Origin of the sequence: Mangrovicoccus algicola, assembly GCF_014903745.1 — a bacterium.
Taxonomy (GTDB): Bacteria; Pseudomonadota; Alphaproteobacteria; order Rhodobacterales; family Rhodobacteraceae; genus Mangrovicoccus; species Mangrovicoccus algicola.
Genome location: NZ_JACVXA010000008.1, coordinates 68,848 through 84,187, shown reverse-complemented (window position 1 = coordinate 84,187; position 15,340 = coordinate 68,848). Strand labels below are relative to the sequence as shown.

The 15,340-nt window shown below is 67.9% G+C and carries 18 protein-coding genes; 16 read left to right on the top strand and 2 right to left on the bottom strand.

Going from position 1 to position 15,340, the window contains the following annotated elements:
• Window positions 1-250: 250 nt before the first annotated feature.
• The 14 genes from rpsM to ICN82_RS04155 all read left to right on the top strand — a co-directional run bounded on the left by rpsM (window position 251) and on the right by ICN82_RS04155 (window position 12,180).
• Entirely contained in the window at window positions 251-619 is a 369-nt protein-coding gene (gene rpsM / locus ICN82_RS04220) for a 30S ribosomal protein S13 (protein ID WP_193179967.1), read from the top strand.
• A 15-nt stretch (window positions 620-634) separates the two neighbouring features.
• The gene (gene rpsK / locus ICN82_RS04215; protein ID WP_193179964.1) at window positions 635-1,030 is read left to right on the top strand and encodes a 30S ribosomal protein S11; all 396 of its coding nucleotides are present in this window, start codon (window positions 635-637) and stop codon (window positions 1,028-1,030) included.
• Window positions 1,031-1,151: 121 nt separating this feature from the next.
• Entirely contained in the window at window positions 1,152-2,168 is a 1,017-nt protein-coding gene (locus tag ICN82_RS04210) for a DNA-directed RNA polymerase subunit alpha (RefSeq protein ID WP_193179958.1), read from the top strand.
• Between the two features lie 141 nt (window positions 2,169-2,309).
• Entirely contained in the window at window positions 2,310-2,729 is a 420-nt protein-coding gene (gene rplQ / locus ICN82_RS04205; RefSeq protein ID WP_193179956.1) for a 50S ribosomal protein L17, read from the top strand.
• Between the two features lie 132 nt (window positions 2,730-2,861).
• The gene (locus ICN82_RS04200; protein WP_193179954.1) at window positions 2,862-4,196 is read left to right on the top strand and encodes a replication-associated recombination protein A; all 1,335 of its coding nucleotides are present in this window, start codon (window positions 2,862-2,864) and stop codon (window positions 4,194-4,196) included.
• A gap of 56 nt (window positions 4,197-4,252) precedes the next feature.
• Window positions 4,253-4,630 carry a fluoride efflux transporter CrcB gene (gene crcB / locus ICN82_RS04195; protein ID WP_193179952.1) on the top strand — a complete coding sequence of 126 codons (378 nt, stop codon included), beginning with the start codon at window positions 4,253-4,255 and terminating at the stop codon, window positions 4,628-4,630.
• Window positions 4,627-5,676, top strand: a complete 1,050-nt coding sequence (locus ICN82_RS04190) for an RluA family pseudouridine synthase (RefSeq protein ID WP_193179950.1) — start codon at window positions 4,627-4,629, stop codon at window positions 5,674-5,676. Before crcB ends, ICN82_RS04190 begins: the two co-directional genes overlap by 4 nt.
• The gene (locus ICN82_RS04185; RefSeq protein ID WP_193179948.1) at window positions 5,673-6,350 is read left to right on the top strand and encodes an HAD-IA family hydrolase; all 678 of its coding nucleotides are present in this window, start codon (window positions 5,673-5,675) and stop codon (window positions 6,348-6,350) included. Before ICN82_RS04190 ends, ICN82_RS04185 begins: the two co-directional genes overlap by 4 nt.
• Window position 6,351: 1 nt before the next feature.
• Window positions 6,352-7,065, top strand: coding sequence for an ATP12 family chaperone protein (locus ICN82_RS04180; protein WP_193179946.1), 714 nt, complete (start codon window positions 6,352-6,354; stop codon window positions 7,063-7,065).
• 282 nt (window positions 7,066-7,347) lie between these two features.
• A complete protein-coding gene (locus tag ICN82_RS04175; protein WP_193179944.1) occupies window positions 7,348-8,364 on the top strand; it encodes an amino acid ABC transporter substrate-binding protein in 1,017 nt (338 codons plus the stop codon).
• A gap of 91 nt (window positions 8,365-8,455) precedes the next feature.
• The gene (locus tag ICN82_RS04170) at window positions 8,456-9,709 is read left to right on the top strand and encodes an amino acid ABC transporter permease (protein WP_193179942.1); all 1,254 of its coding nucleotides are present in this window, start codon (window positions 8,456-8,458) and stop codon (window positions 9,707-9,709) included.
• Window position 9,710: 1 nt separating this feature from the next.
• Window positions 9,711-11,009, top strand: a complete 1,299-nt coding sequence (locus tag ICN82_RS04165) for an amino acid ABC transporter permease (RefSeq protein ID WP_193179940.1) — start codon at window positions 9,711-9,713, stop codon at window positions 11,007-11,009.
• Window positions 11,010-11,018: 9 nt separating this feature from the next.
• Entirely contained in the window at window positions 11,019-11,795 is a 777-nt protein-coding gene (locus tag ICN82_RS04160; RefSeq protein ID WP_330998959.1) for an amino acid ABC transporter ATP-binding protein, read from the top strand.
• A 22-nt stretch (window positions 11,796-11,817) separates the two neighbouring features.
• Window positions 11,818-12,180 (top strand): hypothetical protein, encoded by a 363-nt coding sequence (locus ICN82_RS04155; RefSeq protein ID WP_193179938.1) that lies wholly within the window; start codon window positions 11,818-11,820, stop codon window positions 12,178-12,180.
• 3 nt (window positions 12,181-12,183) lie between these two features.
• On the opposite strand, the gene ICN82_RS04150 is transcribed toward ICN82_RS04155, so the two are convergent.
• Both ICN82_RS04150 and argB read right to left on the bottom strand, forming a co-directional pair.
• Window positions 12,184-12,687, bottom strand: a complete 504-nt coding sequence (locus tag ICN82_RS04150) for a SixA phosphatase family protein (RefSeq protein ID WP_193179936.1) — start codon at window positions 12,685-12,687, stop codon at window positions 12,184-12,186.
• 59 nt (window positions 12,688-12,746) lie between these two features.
• On the bottom strand, window positions 12,747-13,613 hold the full coding sequence (argB, locus tag ICN82_RS04145; protein WP_193179934.1) for an acetylglutamate kinase: 867 nt from the start codon (window positions 13,611-13,613) through the stop codon (window positions 12,747-12,749).
• A gap of 118 nt (window positions 13,614-13,731) precedes the next feature.
• Here argB and ICN82_RS04140 point away from each other — a divergent pair, with 118 nt between their 5' ends.
• Window positions 13,732-14,463: an SDR family NAD(P)-dependent oxidoreductase gene (locus ICN82_RS04140; RefSeq protein WP_193179932.1), complete on the top strand. Its 732-nt coding sequence runs from the start codon at window positions 13,732-13,734 to the stop codon at window positions 14,461-14,463.
• A 96-nt stretch (window positions 14,464-14,559) separates the two neighbouring features.
• Complete coding sequence (locus ICN82_RS04135) at window positions 14,560-15,339, top strand: HAD-IIB family hydrolase (RefSeq protein WP_193180034.1); 780 nt, start codon at window positions 14,560-14,562, stop codon at window positions 15,337-15,339.
• The last annotated feature ends 1 nt before the right edge of the window (window position 15,340 follow it).

Genomic DNA, 15,340 nt, shown 5'->3' with positions numbered 1-15,340 from the left:
CTCGGGGCAGACTGGCGCCGCTTCGGCCGCCGGTCCGGGTCGATCCGCATTGGCGGTGGCCCCGGATCCGCCCTTGACCTCGGCACGGATTCTCAATACTTCACGCCATCTCAACTGAGAATCGGCTGTCCCGTTGCGTTCCGCGCCCCGGAGATTCGCCGATGATCGCCGCGCTGCCTGCCGCCTGGCGGGTCTGCGTTGTGAAAAAAGGTTCTGGAACTACGGAACCGCAACGAAAAGGAAAAACCACGTGGCACGTATCGCCGGCGTCAACATTCCCACGGCCAAGCGCGTTCCGATCGCGCTGACCTATATCCACGGTATCGGCGATCATGTCGCCAAGCAGATCTGCGAAGCCGTCAATATCGACGTGACCCGTCGCGTCAACGAACTGTCCGACGAGGAAGTTCTGGCCATCCGCGAGCATATCGACGCGAACTTCACCGTCGAGGGCGACCTGCGCCGCGAAGTGCAGATGAACGTCAAGCGCCTGATGGATCTCGGCTGCTACCGCGGCCTGCGCCATCGCCGCAACCTCCCCGTGCGCGGCCAGCGCACCCATACCAACGCCCGCACCCGCAAGGGCCCGGCGAAGCCGATCGCCGGCAAGAAGAAGTAAGGGGAGACCGCAGATATGGCACGTGATACCCGCCGCAACTCCGGCAAGAAAAAAGAGCGCAAGAACATCGCCGCAGGCGTTGCTCATGTGAACTCGTCGTTCAACAACACCAAGATCCTGATCTCCGACGTGCAGGGCAACGCGATCTCCTGGTCGTCGGCCGGCACGATGGGCTTCAAGGGCTCGCGCAAATCGACCCCCTATGCCGCTCAGATGGCCGCCGAAGACGCGGGCAAGAAGGCACAGGAACACGGCGTGAAGACGCTGGAAGTCGAAGTGCAGGGCCCCGGTTCGGGCCGTGAATCCGCGCTGCGCGCCCTCGCGGCCGTCGGGTTCAACATCACCTCGATCCGCGACGTCACGCCGATCGCGCATAACGGCTGCCGCCCGCCCAAGCGCCGCCGCGTCTGAGCGATTTCGACACGACCCGAACCGGCGGTGCCCGATGCGCCGCCGGTTCGATCCGTTCACAACCTCGGGTGTCGCTGGCCTTCGGACATGGGGCAGGCGGCGAGCATGGAGGCCAAGAGGCATGATCCAGAAAAACTGGCAGGAGCTCATCAAGCCGATGCAGCTCGACGTGAAGCCGGGCAACGATCCCACGCGTCAGGCGACCCTCGTCGCCGAGCCGCTGGAACGCGGCTTCGGTCTGACCATGGGCAATGCGCTGCGTCGCGTGCTGATGTCCTCGCTGCAGGGCGCCGCCATCACCAGCGTGCAGATCGACAACGTCCTTCACGAATTCTCGTCCGTCGCGGGCGTCCGGGAGGATGTCACCGACATCGTCCTGAACCTCAAGGGCGTGGCGATCAAGATGGAAGTCGAAGGGCCCAAGCGCCTGACCATCCAGGCCCGCGGTCCGGGGGCCGTGACGGCCGGCGAGATCTCGGAATCCGCCGGGATCGAGGTGCTGAACCGCGATCACATCATCTGCCATCTCGATGACGGCGCCGATCTCTACATGGAGATGACCGTCGATACCGGCAAGGGCTATGTCTCGGCGGACAAGAACCGTCCCGAGGACGCGCCCATCGGCCTGATCCCGATCGACGCGATCTTCTCGCCGGTCAAGAAGGTGTCGTATGACGTGCAGCCCACCCGCGAGGGCCAGGTGCTGGATTACGACAAGCTGACCATGAAGATCGAGACCGACGGCTCGCTGACCCCCGAGGATGCCGTGGCCTTCGCCGCGCGGATCCTGCAGGACCAGCTGCAGATCTTCGTCAACTTCGACGAACCCGAAGCGGCGCGCGCCGAGTCGGATGATGACGGGCTGGAATTCAACCCGCTTCTGCTGAAGAAGGTCGACGAGCTGGAACTGTCGGTGCGTTCGGCCAACTGCCTGAAGAACGACAACATCGTCTATATCGGCGACCTGATCCAGAAGACCGAAGCCGAGATGCTGCGCACCCCGAACTTCGGCCGCAAGTCGCTGAACGAGATCAAGGAAGTGCTTTCGGGCATGGGCCTGCATCTCGGCATGGATGTCGAGGACTGGCCGCCGGACAACATCGAGGACCTCGCGAAGAAATTCGAGGACCAGTTCTGATTTGACGCGCCGGGCGGATCGATGTATCCGCCCGCGCAACTTCGCGGTTCCGGGCGATCCGGGCCGCATGGGCAATTCCGCCCCACCAAGGAGGTCCCCGCACGCATGGGGGCCGGACAAAGCACCTGAAAGGATAGACACATGCGTCACGCCCGCGGATACCGCCGCCTGAACCGCACCCACGAGCACCGCAAGGCGCTCTTCGCCAACATGGCCGGCTCGCTGATCGAGCACGAGCAGATCAAGACGACCCTGCCCAAGGCCAAGGAACTGCGCCCGGTGATCGAGAAGCTCGTCACCCTCGCCAAGCGCGGCGACCTGCATGCGCGCCGCAACGCCGCATCGCGCCTGAAGCAGGACGCGCTGGTCGCCAAGCTCTTCGACGTGCTCGGCCCGCGCTACAAGGACCGTCAGGGCGGCTATGTCCGCATCATGAAGGCGGGCTTCCGCTATGGCGACATGGCGCCGATGGCGATCATCGAGTTCGTCGACCGCGATGTCGAGGCCAAGGGTGCCGCCGACCGCGCACGGCTCGAAGCCGAGGAAGCCGTCGAGGCATAAGCCCGGCGCTCCGGCGATTTTCGGAAAAGGGGCGGTGCCGCGGCGCCGCCCCTTTTTCCTTGCCGGTCGCCGCCGGGCCCGCGCGCCGGCAGAGGGCTTGCGCAGGACGGGCGGCTGGGCGACATCTCGGACATGGCCGATCTTTTCGACTCCCTCCCCTCCGCCGACCGCCCCGCGGCGGCCCCGGCCGCAGAGACCGGGCCGCGGCCCCTGGCCGACCGGCTGCGCCCGCGGGCCCTGGCCGAGGTGCTGGGCCAGGAGGCGGCGCTGGGACCCGAGGCGCCCCTGGGCACGATGCTGGCGGCAGGGCAGATCCCGTCCCTGATCCTCTGGGGCCCGCCCGGGGTGGGCAAGACGACGATCGCGCGGCTGCTGGCGCGCGAGGCGGGTCTGCACATGGTGGAGATCAGCGCGATCTTCGCGGGCGTCGCCGATCTGAAGAAGGTCTTCGAGGAAGCGCGCCAGCGTCGCCGCGCGGGGCAGGGGACGCTCCTGTTCGTCGACGAGATCCACCGGTTCAACAAGGCGCAGCAGGACGGGTTCCTGCCGCATCTGGAAAGCGGGCTGATCACGCTGGTCGGCGCCACCACGGAAAACCCTTCGTTCGAACTGAATGCCGCGCTTCTGAGCCGGGCGCATGTCGTCGTCCTGACGCGGCTGGGCCATGAGGCGCTGGAGGCGATGCTGGCCCGCGCCGAGGCGGAGCTTGGCGCCCGCCTGCCGCTGACGGCGGAGGCGCGGGCGCATCTTCTGGCGATGGCCGATGGCGACGGGCGCAGCCTGCTGAACATGGCCGAGGTGATCGCCAGCTGGCGCATCGCGGAGCCGCTGGGCCCCAAGGCGCTGGGGCAGCGGCTGCAGCAGCGCGCGGCCAATTACGACAAGTCCGGCGACGGCCATTACAACCTGATCTCGGCGCTGCACAAATCGGTGCGCGGCTCGGACCCGGATGCCGCGCTCTACTGGTTCGCGCGGATGCTGGAGGGCGGCGAGGATCCCCGTTTCCTCGCGCGGCGCCTGACCCGCATGGCGGTGGAGGATATCGGCCTCGCCGATCCGCAGGCCCAGGCGGTCTGCATCGACGGCTGGCAGACCTATGAACGGCTGGGCAGCCCCGAGGGCGAGCTGGCGCTGGCGCAGGCGGTGATCTACCTGGCGCTCGCGCCGAAATCGAATGCCGGCTATGTCGCCTACAAGGCGGCGCGTGCTCTGGCGAAGAAGACCGGCTCGGTGCCGCCGCCGAAACACATCCTGAACGCGCCGACGGGGCTGATGCGCGACCAGGGCTATGGCGCGGGCTATGCCTATGACCACGACGCCGAGGACGGATTCTCTGGACAGCATTACTTCCCCGATGACATGGCGCGGCCCGACCTGTACCAGCCCGTCGATCGCGGTTTCGAACGCGACCTGGGCAAGCGGGTCGAGTATTTTGCCCGACTCAGGGCCCGGCGCGGCGGCAGCTAGGCGGATCGCGCCTGCGCGGAGTTGACTCTGGCCGCCGCCCGCGAAAGGAAGCCTGCATGTGGTCACATCTTCTCATGGTCGCCCTGGGCGGCGCGATCGGCGCTTCGGGGCGCTTTCTGGCGGGACGGGCGGCGCTGTGGCTGCTCGGCCCCGGCTTTCCCTGGGGCACGCTCTTCGTCAATGTCGCGGGGTCGCTGGTGATGGGCGTCCTTGTCGCGGTGATGGCGCTGAAGGGGGGCACGAAATTCGCGCCCTTCCTGACCGTGGGGATGCTTGGCGGCTTCACCACCTTCTCCAGCTTCTCGCTCGATGCGGTGACGCTGTGGGAACGGGGGCAGGCCGGGCTGGCCGCGACCTATGTTCTGACCTCGGTGATCGTGTCGCTTGGCGCGCTCTTCGCCGGGCTGACCCTGACCAGGATGGTGTTGCAATGAGCGGCGTAGAGACACGGACCGTTTCCCCCGAGGATGCCGATCAGCGGCTGGACCGCTGGCTCAGGCGCCAGTTCCCGCATCTGGGCCAGGGCCGCATCGAGAAGATGTGCCGCAAGGGCGAGCTGCGTGTGGATGGCGGGCGGGTGAAGCCCGCGACGCGGCTGGAGGCGGGGCAATCCGTGCGCATCCCGCCGATCCCCGATCCCGGTCCCGAACAGGACCGCCCGCCCGTGCCCCGCATTGCCGAGGCCGATGCGGAGATGATGCGCCGCGCGGTGCTGTATCGCGACGACCATGTCATCGTGCTGAACAAGCCCCCGGGCCTGGCCTCGCAGGGGGGATCGGGCCAGACGCGCCATGTCGACGGCCTGGCCGAATGCCTGCGCTTCGGCTATGATGAGAAGCCCCGGCTGGTGCACCGGCTGGACCGCGACACCTCGGGCGTGCTGATCATGGCGCGGACCCGCAAGGTGGCGGATGCGCTGACCAAGGCGTTCCGCTCGCGCGAGACGCGCAAGATCTACTGGGCCGTCGTCGCGGGCGTGCCGCATCCGCAGATGGGGACGATCAAGTACGGGCTGGTCAAGGCGCCCGGCCATGGCAGGGGCGGAGAGGGCGAGAAGATGCGCTGCCTGCATCCGCGCGATGTCGACGCGACCGAGGGCGCCAAGCACGCGACCACCGATTACGCGGTGCTCTCTGCGCTGGCCAAGCGCTGCGCCTGGGTGGCGATGGTGCCGGTGACCGGCCGCACCCACCAGCTGCGCGCGCATATGGCCGAACTGGGCCACCCGGTGATCGGCGACGGCAAGTATGGCGGATCGGGTCAGGAGAACTTGGGCGATGGCTGGGGCGCGCAGCTGGGCGGCGAGATCAGCCGCAAGCTGCACCTGCATGCTCGGTCGCTGGGGCTGACCCATCCGGTGACCGGCGCGCGTCTGGAAATCACCGCGCCGCTGCCCGATCACATGGCGCGCACCTGGCGGACCCTTGGCTGGGACCCGGCCGATGTGCCCGCGGACCCGTTCGAGGATCCCGAGTTTTGAGCCGCCTGCGTCTGGCCCTTTTCGATGTCGATGGCACGCTGGTCGACAGCCAGGGCCATATCAAGGCCTCGATGGCGGCGGCCTTCGCGGCCGAGGGGCTGGCCCCGCCGCCCGATGCCGAGGTGCTGTCGATTGTCGGGCTGTCGCTGCCCAATGCGATCGCCCAGCTGGCCCCGGACCAGCCGCCCGCGCGCATCGACCGGATGGTGGCGGCCTACAAGGACAGCTATGCCGCGATGCGCGGCGCCGATGCCGCGGCTTCCTCGCCGCTTTATCCCGGGGCGCTGGCCTGCCTGGATGCGCTGGCTGCCGACGATCACGTGCTGATCGGCGTGGCGACCGGCAAGTCGCGCCGCGGCCTGACGCATCTGATGGACCTGCACGGGCTGGCGCCGCGCTTCGTGACCACGCAGGTGGCCGACGATCACCCGTCCAAGCCGCATCCCGCGATGGTGGAGGCGGCCCTGGCCGCGACCGGGGTGGCGGCGGCGGATGCGGTGATGATCGGCGATACCAGTTTCGACATGGAAATGGGCCGCGCCGCCGGGGTGCGGCGGCTGGGCGTCGCCTGGGGCTATCACGCCGTGCCCGCGCTGGAGGCGGCCGGAGCGGAGCGGCTGGCGACGGAATTCGCGCAGGTGCCCGCGCTGCTGCACGAGCTTTGGGGAGAGTAGCATGGCCGATTGGGCGCCGAAACGGTTCTGGAAGGCGGCGGAGGCGGTCGAGACCGCGGAGGGCTGGACCGTGCGCCTGGACGGCCGCGCGGTGAAGACCCCCGCCAAGGCCGCTCTGCTGCTGCCGTCGCGAGCCTTTGCCGAGGCCGTGGCCGGCGAATGGGATGCCCAGGTCGAGACCGTGGATCCCGCGACCATGCCGCTGACGCGGCTGGCGAATTCGGCCATCGACAATGTCGCGCACCAGCATGCGGCCGTCGCCGCGATGCTGTCGGAATATGGCGGCACCGACCTCCTGTGCTATCGAGCCGAGGCCCCGGCCGACCTGGCGGATGCACAGGGCGCGGCCTGGGATCCGTTGCTGATCTGGTCGGCGGGCCAATTCGGCGCACCGCTGGATACCGGGGCGGGGGTCATGCACCTGCCCCAGCCCCCGGCCAGCCTTGCCGCCCTTGCCGCCGAGGTCCACGCGCTGGATGCGTTCGAACTCTCGGCCTTTCATGACCTGGTCACGATTTCGGGCTCGCTGGTCATCGCGCTGGCGGTGATCCACGGCGCCATCACGCCGCATGACGCCTGGACCGCCTCGCGGATCGACGAGGACTGGCAGGCGCGGCAATGGGGCGAGGACGAGGAGGCGGCCGCGATCGCGGCGCTGAAACGCGAAGCCTTCCTGACGGCCCATCGCGCCTTCACGCTGATCCGCGCCATCTGACCCCGGCCGCCTGCGCGGCCCCCTGACTCGATCCTCCTGCCCCGCGGCCTGTCTTCCGGGCCCGGCGGGGCTTTTGCCCCCTGCCTTGTTTTTGCCCCGCGCCGCGGCGTCTGCTGAAAAAACCGTCAGTTTTCCCACGTCGAGGGGGTTCAAAGCCTTGACCGATGGCCCGCAACCTGCAGGAATTTCGGCGGTGAGGGGCTCACCACGATAAATCAGGGACCGAGGCCGGCAGCGAACCGGCGAAAAGCCGCTCATGGCGGCGCACAGGAAGAGGTACAAATGACCAAGACGGTATTTTGGGGCGTGCTGGCGGCTGCCGGTGTCGCGGCGGGGATGGTTTCCGCCAATACGCTGGACGACGTGAAGGCCCGGGGCGAGCTGATCTGCGGCACCAATACCGGCCTCGTCGGCTTTGCTGCGCCCGACGCGAATGGCCGTTACGAAGGCTTCGACGTGGCCTGGTGCCGCGCGGTGGCCGCCGCGATCTTCGGCGACCCCGAGAAGATCGAGTTCAAGCCGCTGACCACCACCAACCGCTTCACCGCGCTTGCCGCGGGCGAGGTCGACCTGGTGGTGCGCAACACGACCTGGACCTTCACCCGCGATGTCGATCTCAAGCTCGATTTCGTCGGCGTGAACTACTATGACGGCCAGGGCTTCATGGTGCCCAAGGAGCTGGGCGTGACCTCCGCGCGCGAACTCGACGGCGCCACGGTCTGCATCCAGAAGGGCACCACGACCGAACTGAACCTGTCGGACTTCTTCCGCGCCAACAACATCAGCTACGAGCCGGTCCCGATCGAGACCAATGCCGAGGCGCAGCAGCAATACCTTGCCGGCGCCTGCGACGTCTACACCACCGATGCGTCGGGACTTGCCGCCACCCGCGCCTCCTTCGAGGCGCCGGGCGATCACATCATCCTGCCGGAAATCGTGTCCAAGGAACCGCTGGGGCCGCTGGTGCGCCATGGCGACAGCGACTGGGCCGATCTGGTGCGCTGGGTGCATAACGCGCTTCTGGCCGCCGAGGAGCTGGGCGTGACCTCTGCCAATATCGAGGAACTCTCGGCCTCCACCGAGAACCCCGAGATCGCCCGCCTCTTGGGCACCGAGGGCAATCTCGGCGAGATGCTCGGCCTCTCGGCCGACTGGGCCAAGAACGCGATCAAGGCCGAAGGCAATTACGGCGAGATCTTCGAGAAATACATCGGCGAGGGCACGCCGATCGGTCTGGCGCGCGGGCTGAACGCGCAGTGGACCGAAGGCGGGCTGCAATACGCGCCGCCCTTCCGCTGAGATCGACCGGGGGCGCGGAGTTTCCGCGCCCCCGCTGCATCCGGCGCCTGCCTCCGCAACCCTTCCCGCCCGCCGTCCCGAAGGAGCATCCATGGCCACTGTCAGCGAGCCGCCGCAGGGCGGGTTCCGCCTGTCGCAGCTGATTTACGACACGCGCTACCGCTCGATGACGATCCAGATCGTCACGCTGATCGGGGTGCTGTCCCTGATCTACTGGCTGGGCGCCAATGTCGCCTACAATCTCGCCGCGCTCGGCAAGCCGATCGATTTCACCTTCCTCTGGGCGCCGGCGAATTACGACATCAACCAGATGCTCATCAAGTATGACAGCCAGGACAGCCATGCCCGGGCGGCGCTGGTCGGGCTGCTCAACACGCTGCTGGTGGCGGTGCTGGGCTGCGTGCTGGCGACGGTGGTGGGCGTGATCGTCGGGGTGCTGCGCCTGTCCTCCAACTGGCTGGTGGCGCGGGTCATGACGGTCTATGTCGAGGCGTTCCGCAACGTGCCGGTCCTGCTGTGGATCGTGCTGGCCATGGCCATCCTGATCGAGGCGCTGCCGCAGCCGCGCGATTTCCGCGGCGACGATCCGGCCGCCTCGATGCTGTTCGACGCGGTGGCCTTCACCAATCGCGGGATCTACCTGCCCGAGCCGCTTTTCACGCGCAGCCTGGGCGAGGTTCCGTTTTTCGGCATCTTCGACATCTCGCTCGACCTGCTGGCCCTGCTGGCCGTGCTGGCCGCAGGGATGCTTGCCGTGCGTGCCATCGGGCGCCGCGCCGAGCGCATCCAGAACGCAACCGGCGACCGGCCGACCACCTGGTACCTGTCGCTGGGGGTGATCGCGCTGCCGGTGCTGGTCCTGCTGGCGCTGCTGGGCTTTCACCTGGGCTATCCCGAACTCAAGGGTTTCAACTTCGCCGGCGGCATCTACCTGCGCAATTCCTTCATCGCGCTGTGGCTGGCGCTGAGCCTCTATACCGCCGCCTTCATCGCCGAGATCGTGCGCGGCGGCATCATCGCGATCTCCAAGGGCCAGAGCGAGGCGGCCGCCGCGCTGGGATTGCGCCCGAACCGCACCATGCGGCTGGTGATCCTGCCCCAGGCGCTGCGGGTCATCATCCCGCCGCTGATCTCGCAATACCTGAACCTGACCAAGAACAGCTCGCTGGCCATCGGCGTCGGCTACATGGACCTCACCGGCACCCTGATGGGCACCTCGCTGAACCTGTCGGGGCGGGAACTGGAATGCGTCATGCTGACCATGCTGATCTACCTGGCGATCTCGCTGGTCATCTCGGGGGTGTTCAACCTCTACAACCAGCGCGTCAAGTTGAAGGAGCGGTGAGATGGCGATGACCCCCTATGTCCGCACCCGCATGCTGGAGCAGAAGCCGCCGCCGGTGACCTCGGTCGGTCCGGCCGGCTGGATGCGGCGCAACCTTTTCGCCGGGCCGGTGAATTCGGCCATGACCGTGGTCACGCTGGGGGTGGTGGCGCTGCTGCTGTCGCATTTGCTGCCCTGGGTGTTCCTGTCCGTGTGGAATGCCGACAGCCTGGCGGAATGCCGACAGATCATCGACGAGACCTGGGGCACCGAGCATTCCGGCGCCTGCTGGGCGGTGGTGCGCGAAAGGTTCCTGCAGCTGGTCTACGGGTTCTATCCCTGGGATTTCCTGTGGCGGCCCAACCTGACCTTCGTGCTGATGCTGGTGGCGCTGGCGCCGGTGCTGTTCACCGGGCTGCCGCGGCGGATGCTGGTCTTCTCGGTGCTCTACCCGTTCCTGGGCGCCTGGCTGCTTTGGGGCGGGCCGGTCTGGACGCCGCTCCTGGCGCTGGCGGGGTTCGGCGTGGCGGCGCTTGGCTGGCGGCTGGGCGGCCGGGTCAACGCGATCCTGGCCGTGGCGCTGGCCGTCCTTCTGCCGCTGCTGTGGTGGATCCTGGTGATGGGCCCGCTGGGCCGCGGCCTGAGCGCCCTGCTGCCGCTGGGGCTCGAGCCGGTGGAATCGAACAAGTTCGGCGGGTTCATGGTGTCGGTCGTGATCGGCATGAGCGCCATCACCCTGTCGCTGCCCCTGGGGATCCTGCTGGCCCTGGGCCGGCAGACCGACCTGTTCATCGTGCGCAGCTTCTCCGTGGCCTTCATCGAGTTCATCCGCGGCGTGCCGCTGATCACGCTGCTTTTCGTCGCCTCGACGCTCTTGAACTACTTCATGCCGCCGGGAACGAATTTCGACCTGATCGTGCGGGTCATCATCATGGCGACGCTGTTTTCCGCCGCCTATATCGCCGAGGTGGTGCGCGGGGGGCTGGCCGCGCTGCCCAAGGGCCAATACGAGGCGGCTGACAGCCTGGGGCTGGATTACTGGCAGGCCCAGCGGCTGATCATCATGCCGCAGGCGCTGAAAATCGCCATTCCCGGCATCGTCTCCACCTTCATCGGGCTGTTCAAGGACACGACGCTGGTCTCGATCATCGGCATTCTCGACCCGATCGGGCTGTCGAACGCGATCCGCGCCGACTCCGCCTGGAACGGCATCTACTGGGAACTCTTCGCCTTCATCGGCTTCGTCTTCTTCCTCTTCTGCTTCTCCATGTCGCGCTACTCCATGTACCTGGAGCGCAAGCTCAATACCGGCCATCGCTGAGGGACCATCATGACCGACACCGCGCAAAGCCCCGCCATGGCCGTCTCCGACGAGGTGGCCATCGACATCCGCAGCATGAACAAGTGGTACGGGCAGTTCCACGTCCTGCGCGACATCAACCTGACCGTCTATCGCGGCGAACGCATCGTGATCTGCGGGCCATCGGGATCGGGCAAGTCGACGATGATCCGCTGCATCAACGCGCTGGAGGAACACCAGGAGGGCAAGATCACCGTCGACGGCACGGTCCTGTCCTCGGATCTGAAGAATATCGACAAGGTCCGCTCCGAGGTCGGGATGTGCTTCCAGCATTTCAACCTGTTCCCGCATCTGACGATCCTGGAGAACTGCACCCTTGCGCCGATCTGGGTGCGCAAGGTGCCCCGCAAGGAAGCGATCGAGACGGCGATGCATTACCTGGAGAAGGTGAAGATCCCCGACCAGGCCAACAAGTATCCGGGCCAGCTTTCGGGCGGGCAGCAGCAGCGCGTCGCCATCGCCCGCAGCCTGTGCATGCGGCCCAAGATCATGCTGTTCGACGAACCGACCTCGGCGCTGGATCCCGAGATGATCAAGGAGGTGCTGGACACCATGATCCAGCTGGCCGAGGAGGGGATGACCATGCTCTGCGTCACCCATGAGATGGGCTTTGCCCAGGCGGTGGCGAACCGGGTGATCTTCATGGACCAGGGGCAGATCGTCGAACAGAACGAGCCGCGGGCCTTCTTCAACAATCCCCAGAGCGAGCGGACCAAGCTGTTCCTCAGCCAGATCCTCGGCCACTGAGACGGGGCGGGGAGGGCGCGGGATGAATGTCTTTCCCTTCTCGGCGATCTTCCGGGCGCCGCTTTCGGGCGATGTCGCGCAGGAGATCGCCCCGGATTTCGCCGGGGTTCCCGCGATCGAACGCCGCGTGACGGCCGAGGTTGCCAGCTACGGATCGCAGCTGGGCACGATCCTGGATGCGGTGGCGGCGATGGCGGAGCGCGATCCCGGCCTGGCGGCCGATCCGCGCATCGCGCGGGCGCTGGCACTGCGCGCGAAGGTGGAGGCGGTGAAGGCCGAGGAAACGGCGCGCCTGGGCGACCGGGCGCAGCAGATGCTGGACAGCCTGCACCGGGCGGACCCGGCCGCCCATGCCGCGCTGATCGCGGCAGAGGCGCGGCGCTGATCCTCAGGGATGGCCGGGCAGGTCGCGCGGGACGAGGAAATCCGACAGTTTCGCGCCGCCGTTCCGCAGCCCGGCCCAGTCGTCGATTTGCGCGATCAGCGTCGCGCCGGTCGGGTAGGTGGCGAATTTCGCATGGGCGGGCCGCGCCGCCAGGATCTGGTGGGCCAGCGCGCCGATCCCGGGATTGTGGCCGATCATCGCCACGACCTGCCCGGTGGCCCGGCGCAGGAGATCCATCATCGCCTCGGGCTGCGCATGGTAGAGGGCGGGCCGGATATCGGCCTCGGCGGGGCCGGCCAGTTCGGCTGCGATGGCCTCCCAGGTCTGGCGGGTGCGCAGGGCCGAGGAGCACAGGACCTGATCGGGCACCAGCCCGCGCGCCGCAAGGTCCCGCCCGATCAGCGGCGCCGCCGCCCGGCCGCGGGCATTCAGCGGACGCGCATGGTCGTCCAGGCTGTCATGCGACCAGTCGGACTTGGCGTGGCGGATCAGGATCAGGAGCGGCATGGCAATCGCTTTCGGGTCAACGGACCCGCGCCGGGGATGCGGCGCGGGCGGGCCGGGGCTCAGCCGCGGCGGATCATCGAGCCGACACCGTGATCGGTGAACAGCTCCAGCAGGCAGGCATTGGGCACGCGCCCGTCGAGGATCACCGCCGCGCGCACGCCGCGCGCCAGCGCATCCAGCGCGGTTTCCGTCTTGGGGATCATGCCGCCGGCGATGACGCCCTCCTCGGTCATCTCGCGGATCTGCGACGCCGTCAGTTCGGTCATCACGTCGCCGGCCGCGTTCTTGACCCCCGCCACGTCGGTCAGCAGCAGCAGCCGCCGCGCCTGCAGCGCGCCGGCGATGGCGCCGGCGGCGGTGTCGCCGTTGACATTCATCGTCTGGCCCTCGCGGCTGACGCCGAGCGGCGCGATCACGGGGATCAGCTCGGCCGTGGTCAGGGTCTCCAGCAGCCGCGTATCGATGGTCTCGGGCGTGCCGACCAGCCCCAGCGAGGGGTCATCCTGGCGGCAGATCATCAGCCCGGCATCCTTGCCGGAAATGCCGACCGCGCGCCCGCCCTGGTCGTTGATCGCCTGGACCACGCGCTTGTTGATCAGCCCCGACAGGACCATCTCCACCACCTCGACGGTGGCGGCATCGGTGACGCGCTTGCCGCCGACGAATTCCGACTGGATGTCCAGCCGCTTGAGCATAGAGTTGATCATCGGGCCGCCGCCATGGACGATCACCGGATGCACGCCGACCTGCCGCATCAGGACGATGTCGCGGGCGAATTCCTCCATCGCCTCATCCGAGCCCATGGCATGGCCGCCGAGCTTGATGACGATCGTCGCGCCCTCGTAGCGCTGCAGGTAGGGCAGGGCCTCGGACAGGGTCTTGGCGGTTGCGATCCAGTCGCGGGTCTGGGACATCTGTTTTTTCATCTCGCGCACCTCGGGGGACGGTTCCTCCTAATCGCTCGCGGGGAATCCCTCAAGGGCAGCTTTCCCCGGGGCGGCCGAGCCTCTAGACTGGTCCGGTAACGAGGAAAGGACCGGTGCGATGTCGCCTCAGAAGACCCTGCTTTTGACCGGCGCCAGCCGCGGGATCGGTCATGCCACGGTAAAGCGTTTCTCGGCCGAGGGATGGCGGGTGCTGACTTGTTCGCGCCAGCCCTTCGATGCCCGCTGTCCCTGGCCGGGCGGCGAGGAGAACCACATCCAGATCGATCTGGGCGATCCGCAGAGCACCATCGAGGCCATCGAGCGGATCCGCGACCGCATCGACGGCCGCCTGGATGCGCTGGTCAACAATGCCGGGATCTCGCCCAAATCGGAAGAAGGCGGACGGCTGAACACGCTGGAGACGGACCTGCGCACCTGGGGGCGGGTCTTCCACGTCAATTTCTTCGCGCCGATCGTCCTGGCCCGCGGGCTCTGCAACGAACTGGCCGCGGCGAAGGGCGCGGTGGTCAATGTCACCTCGATCGCGGGCAACCAGGTCCATCCCTTTGCGGGCGCGGCCTATGCGACCTCGAAGGCGGCGCTGAAGGCGCTGACCCGCGAGATGGCGCATGATTTCGGCCCGCTGGGCGTCCGGGTGAATGCCATCGCGCCGGGCGAGATCGAGACGTCCATCCTCAGCCCCGGGACCGAGAAGATCGTCGAGACCCTGCCGCTGCGCCGCCTCGGCCAGCCCTCGGAAGTGGCGGATGTGATCTTCTTCCTCTGCTCGCCCGGCTCCTCCTATGTCACGGGCACGGAGATCGAGGTGAATGCCGGGCAGCATGTCTGAGCTTCGCCGCATCGCGGCACTTGGCAGGGGCCGCGATTTGGTGTTCCCTGCCGGGACAGGGCGCCCCCGCCCCGGACAGCGAAACGGAACAGCGCCCTGACCTGGCTTGTCTTTACCGATCTCGACGGCACGCTTCTGGACCATGCCACCTATGACTGGAGCCCCGCGCGCCCCGCGCTCGACCGGCTGGCGGCCCTCGGCATTCCGCTGATCCTCGCCAGTTCCAAGACCGCCGCGGAGATCGCGCCCCTGCACGGGGCGCTGGGACTGGGGCAGGCGCCCGCGATCGTGGAGAATGGCGCGGGCATCTGGCAGCCCGGCGATGCCGAGGCGGCGGAGGCCCCGGCCTATCGACGGCTGCGCTGGCTGCTGGAAGAGGTGCCGCCCCCCCTGCGCGCGCGGTTCTGCGGCTTCGGCGACATGGATGACCGGCAGGTCGCGGCGCTGACCGGGCTGTCGCCGGCGGCGGCGGCGCTGGCGCGGCGGCGGAAATTCTCCGAACCCGGGCTGTGGCAGGGAACCGCGGAGGAACGCCGCGCATTCCTCGGCGAGCTGGAGCGGCTGGGCCTGGCGGCCCGCGATGGCGGGCGGTTCCTGACCCTGTCCTTCGGCGCGACCAAGGCCGGGCGCATGGCGGAGATCGCCCTGCGCTACGGCGCCGGAACGACCGTGGCGCTGGGAGACGCGCCCAATGACCGCGAGATGATCGAGGCGGCCACCCATGGCGTGATCATCCGCAACCCGCATGGCCCCGGCCTGCCCGAACTGTCCGGCGAGGCAGCGGGACGCATACGCCGGAGCGCGGCAGAGGGCCCCGAGGGCTGGAATGCCGCGATCCTCGACCTGACCGCGGGACTTGCCCCGCAGGAGAGCTGAC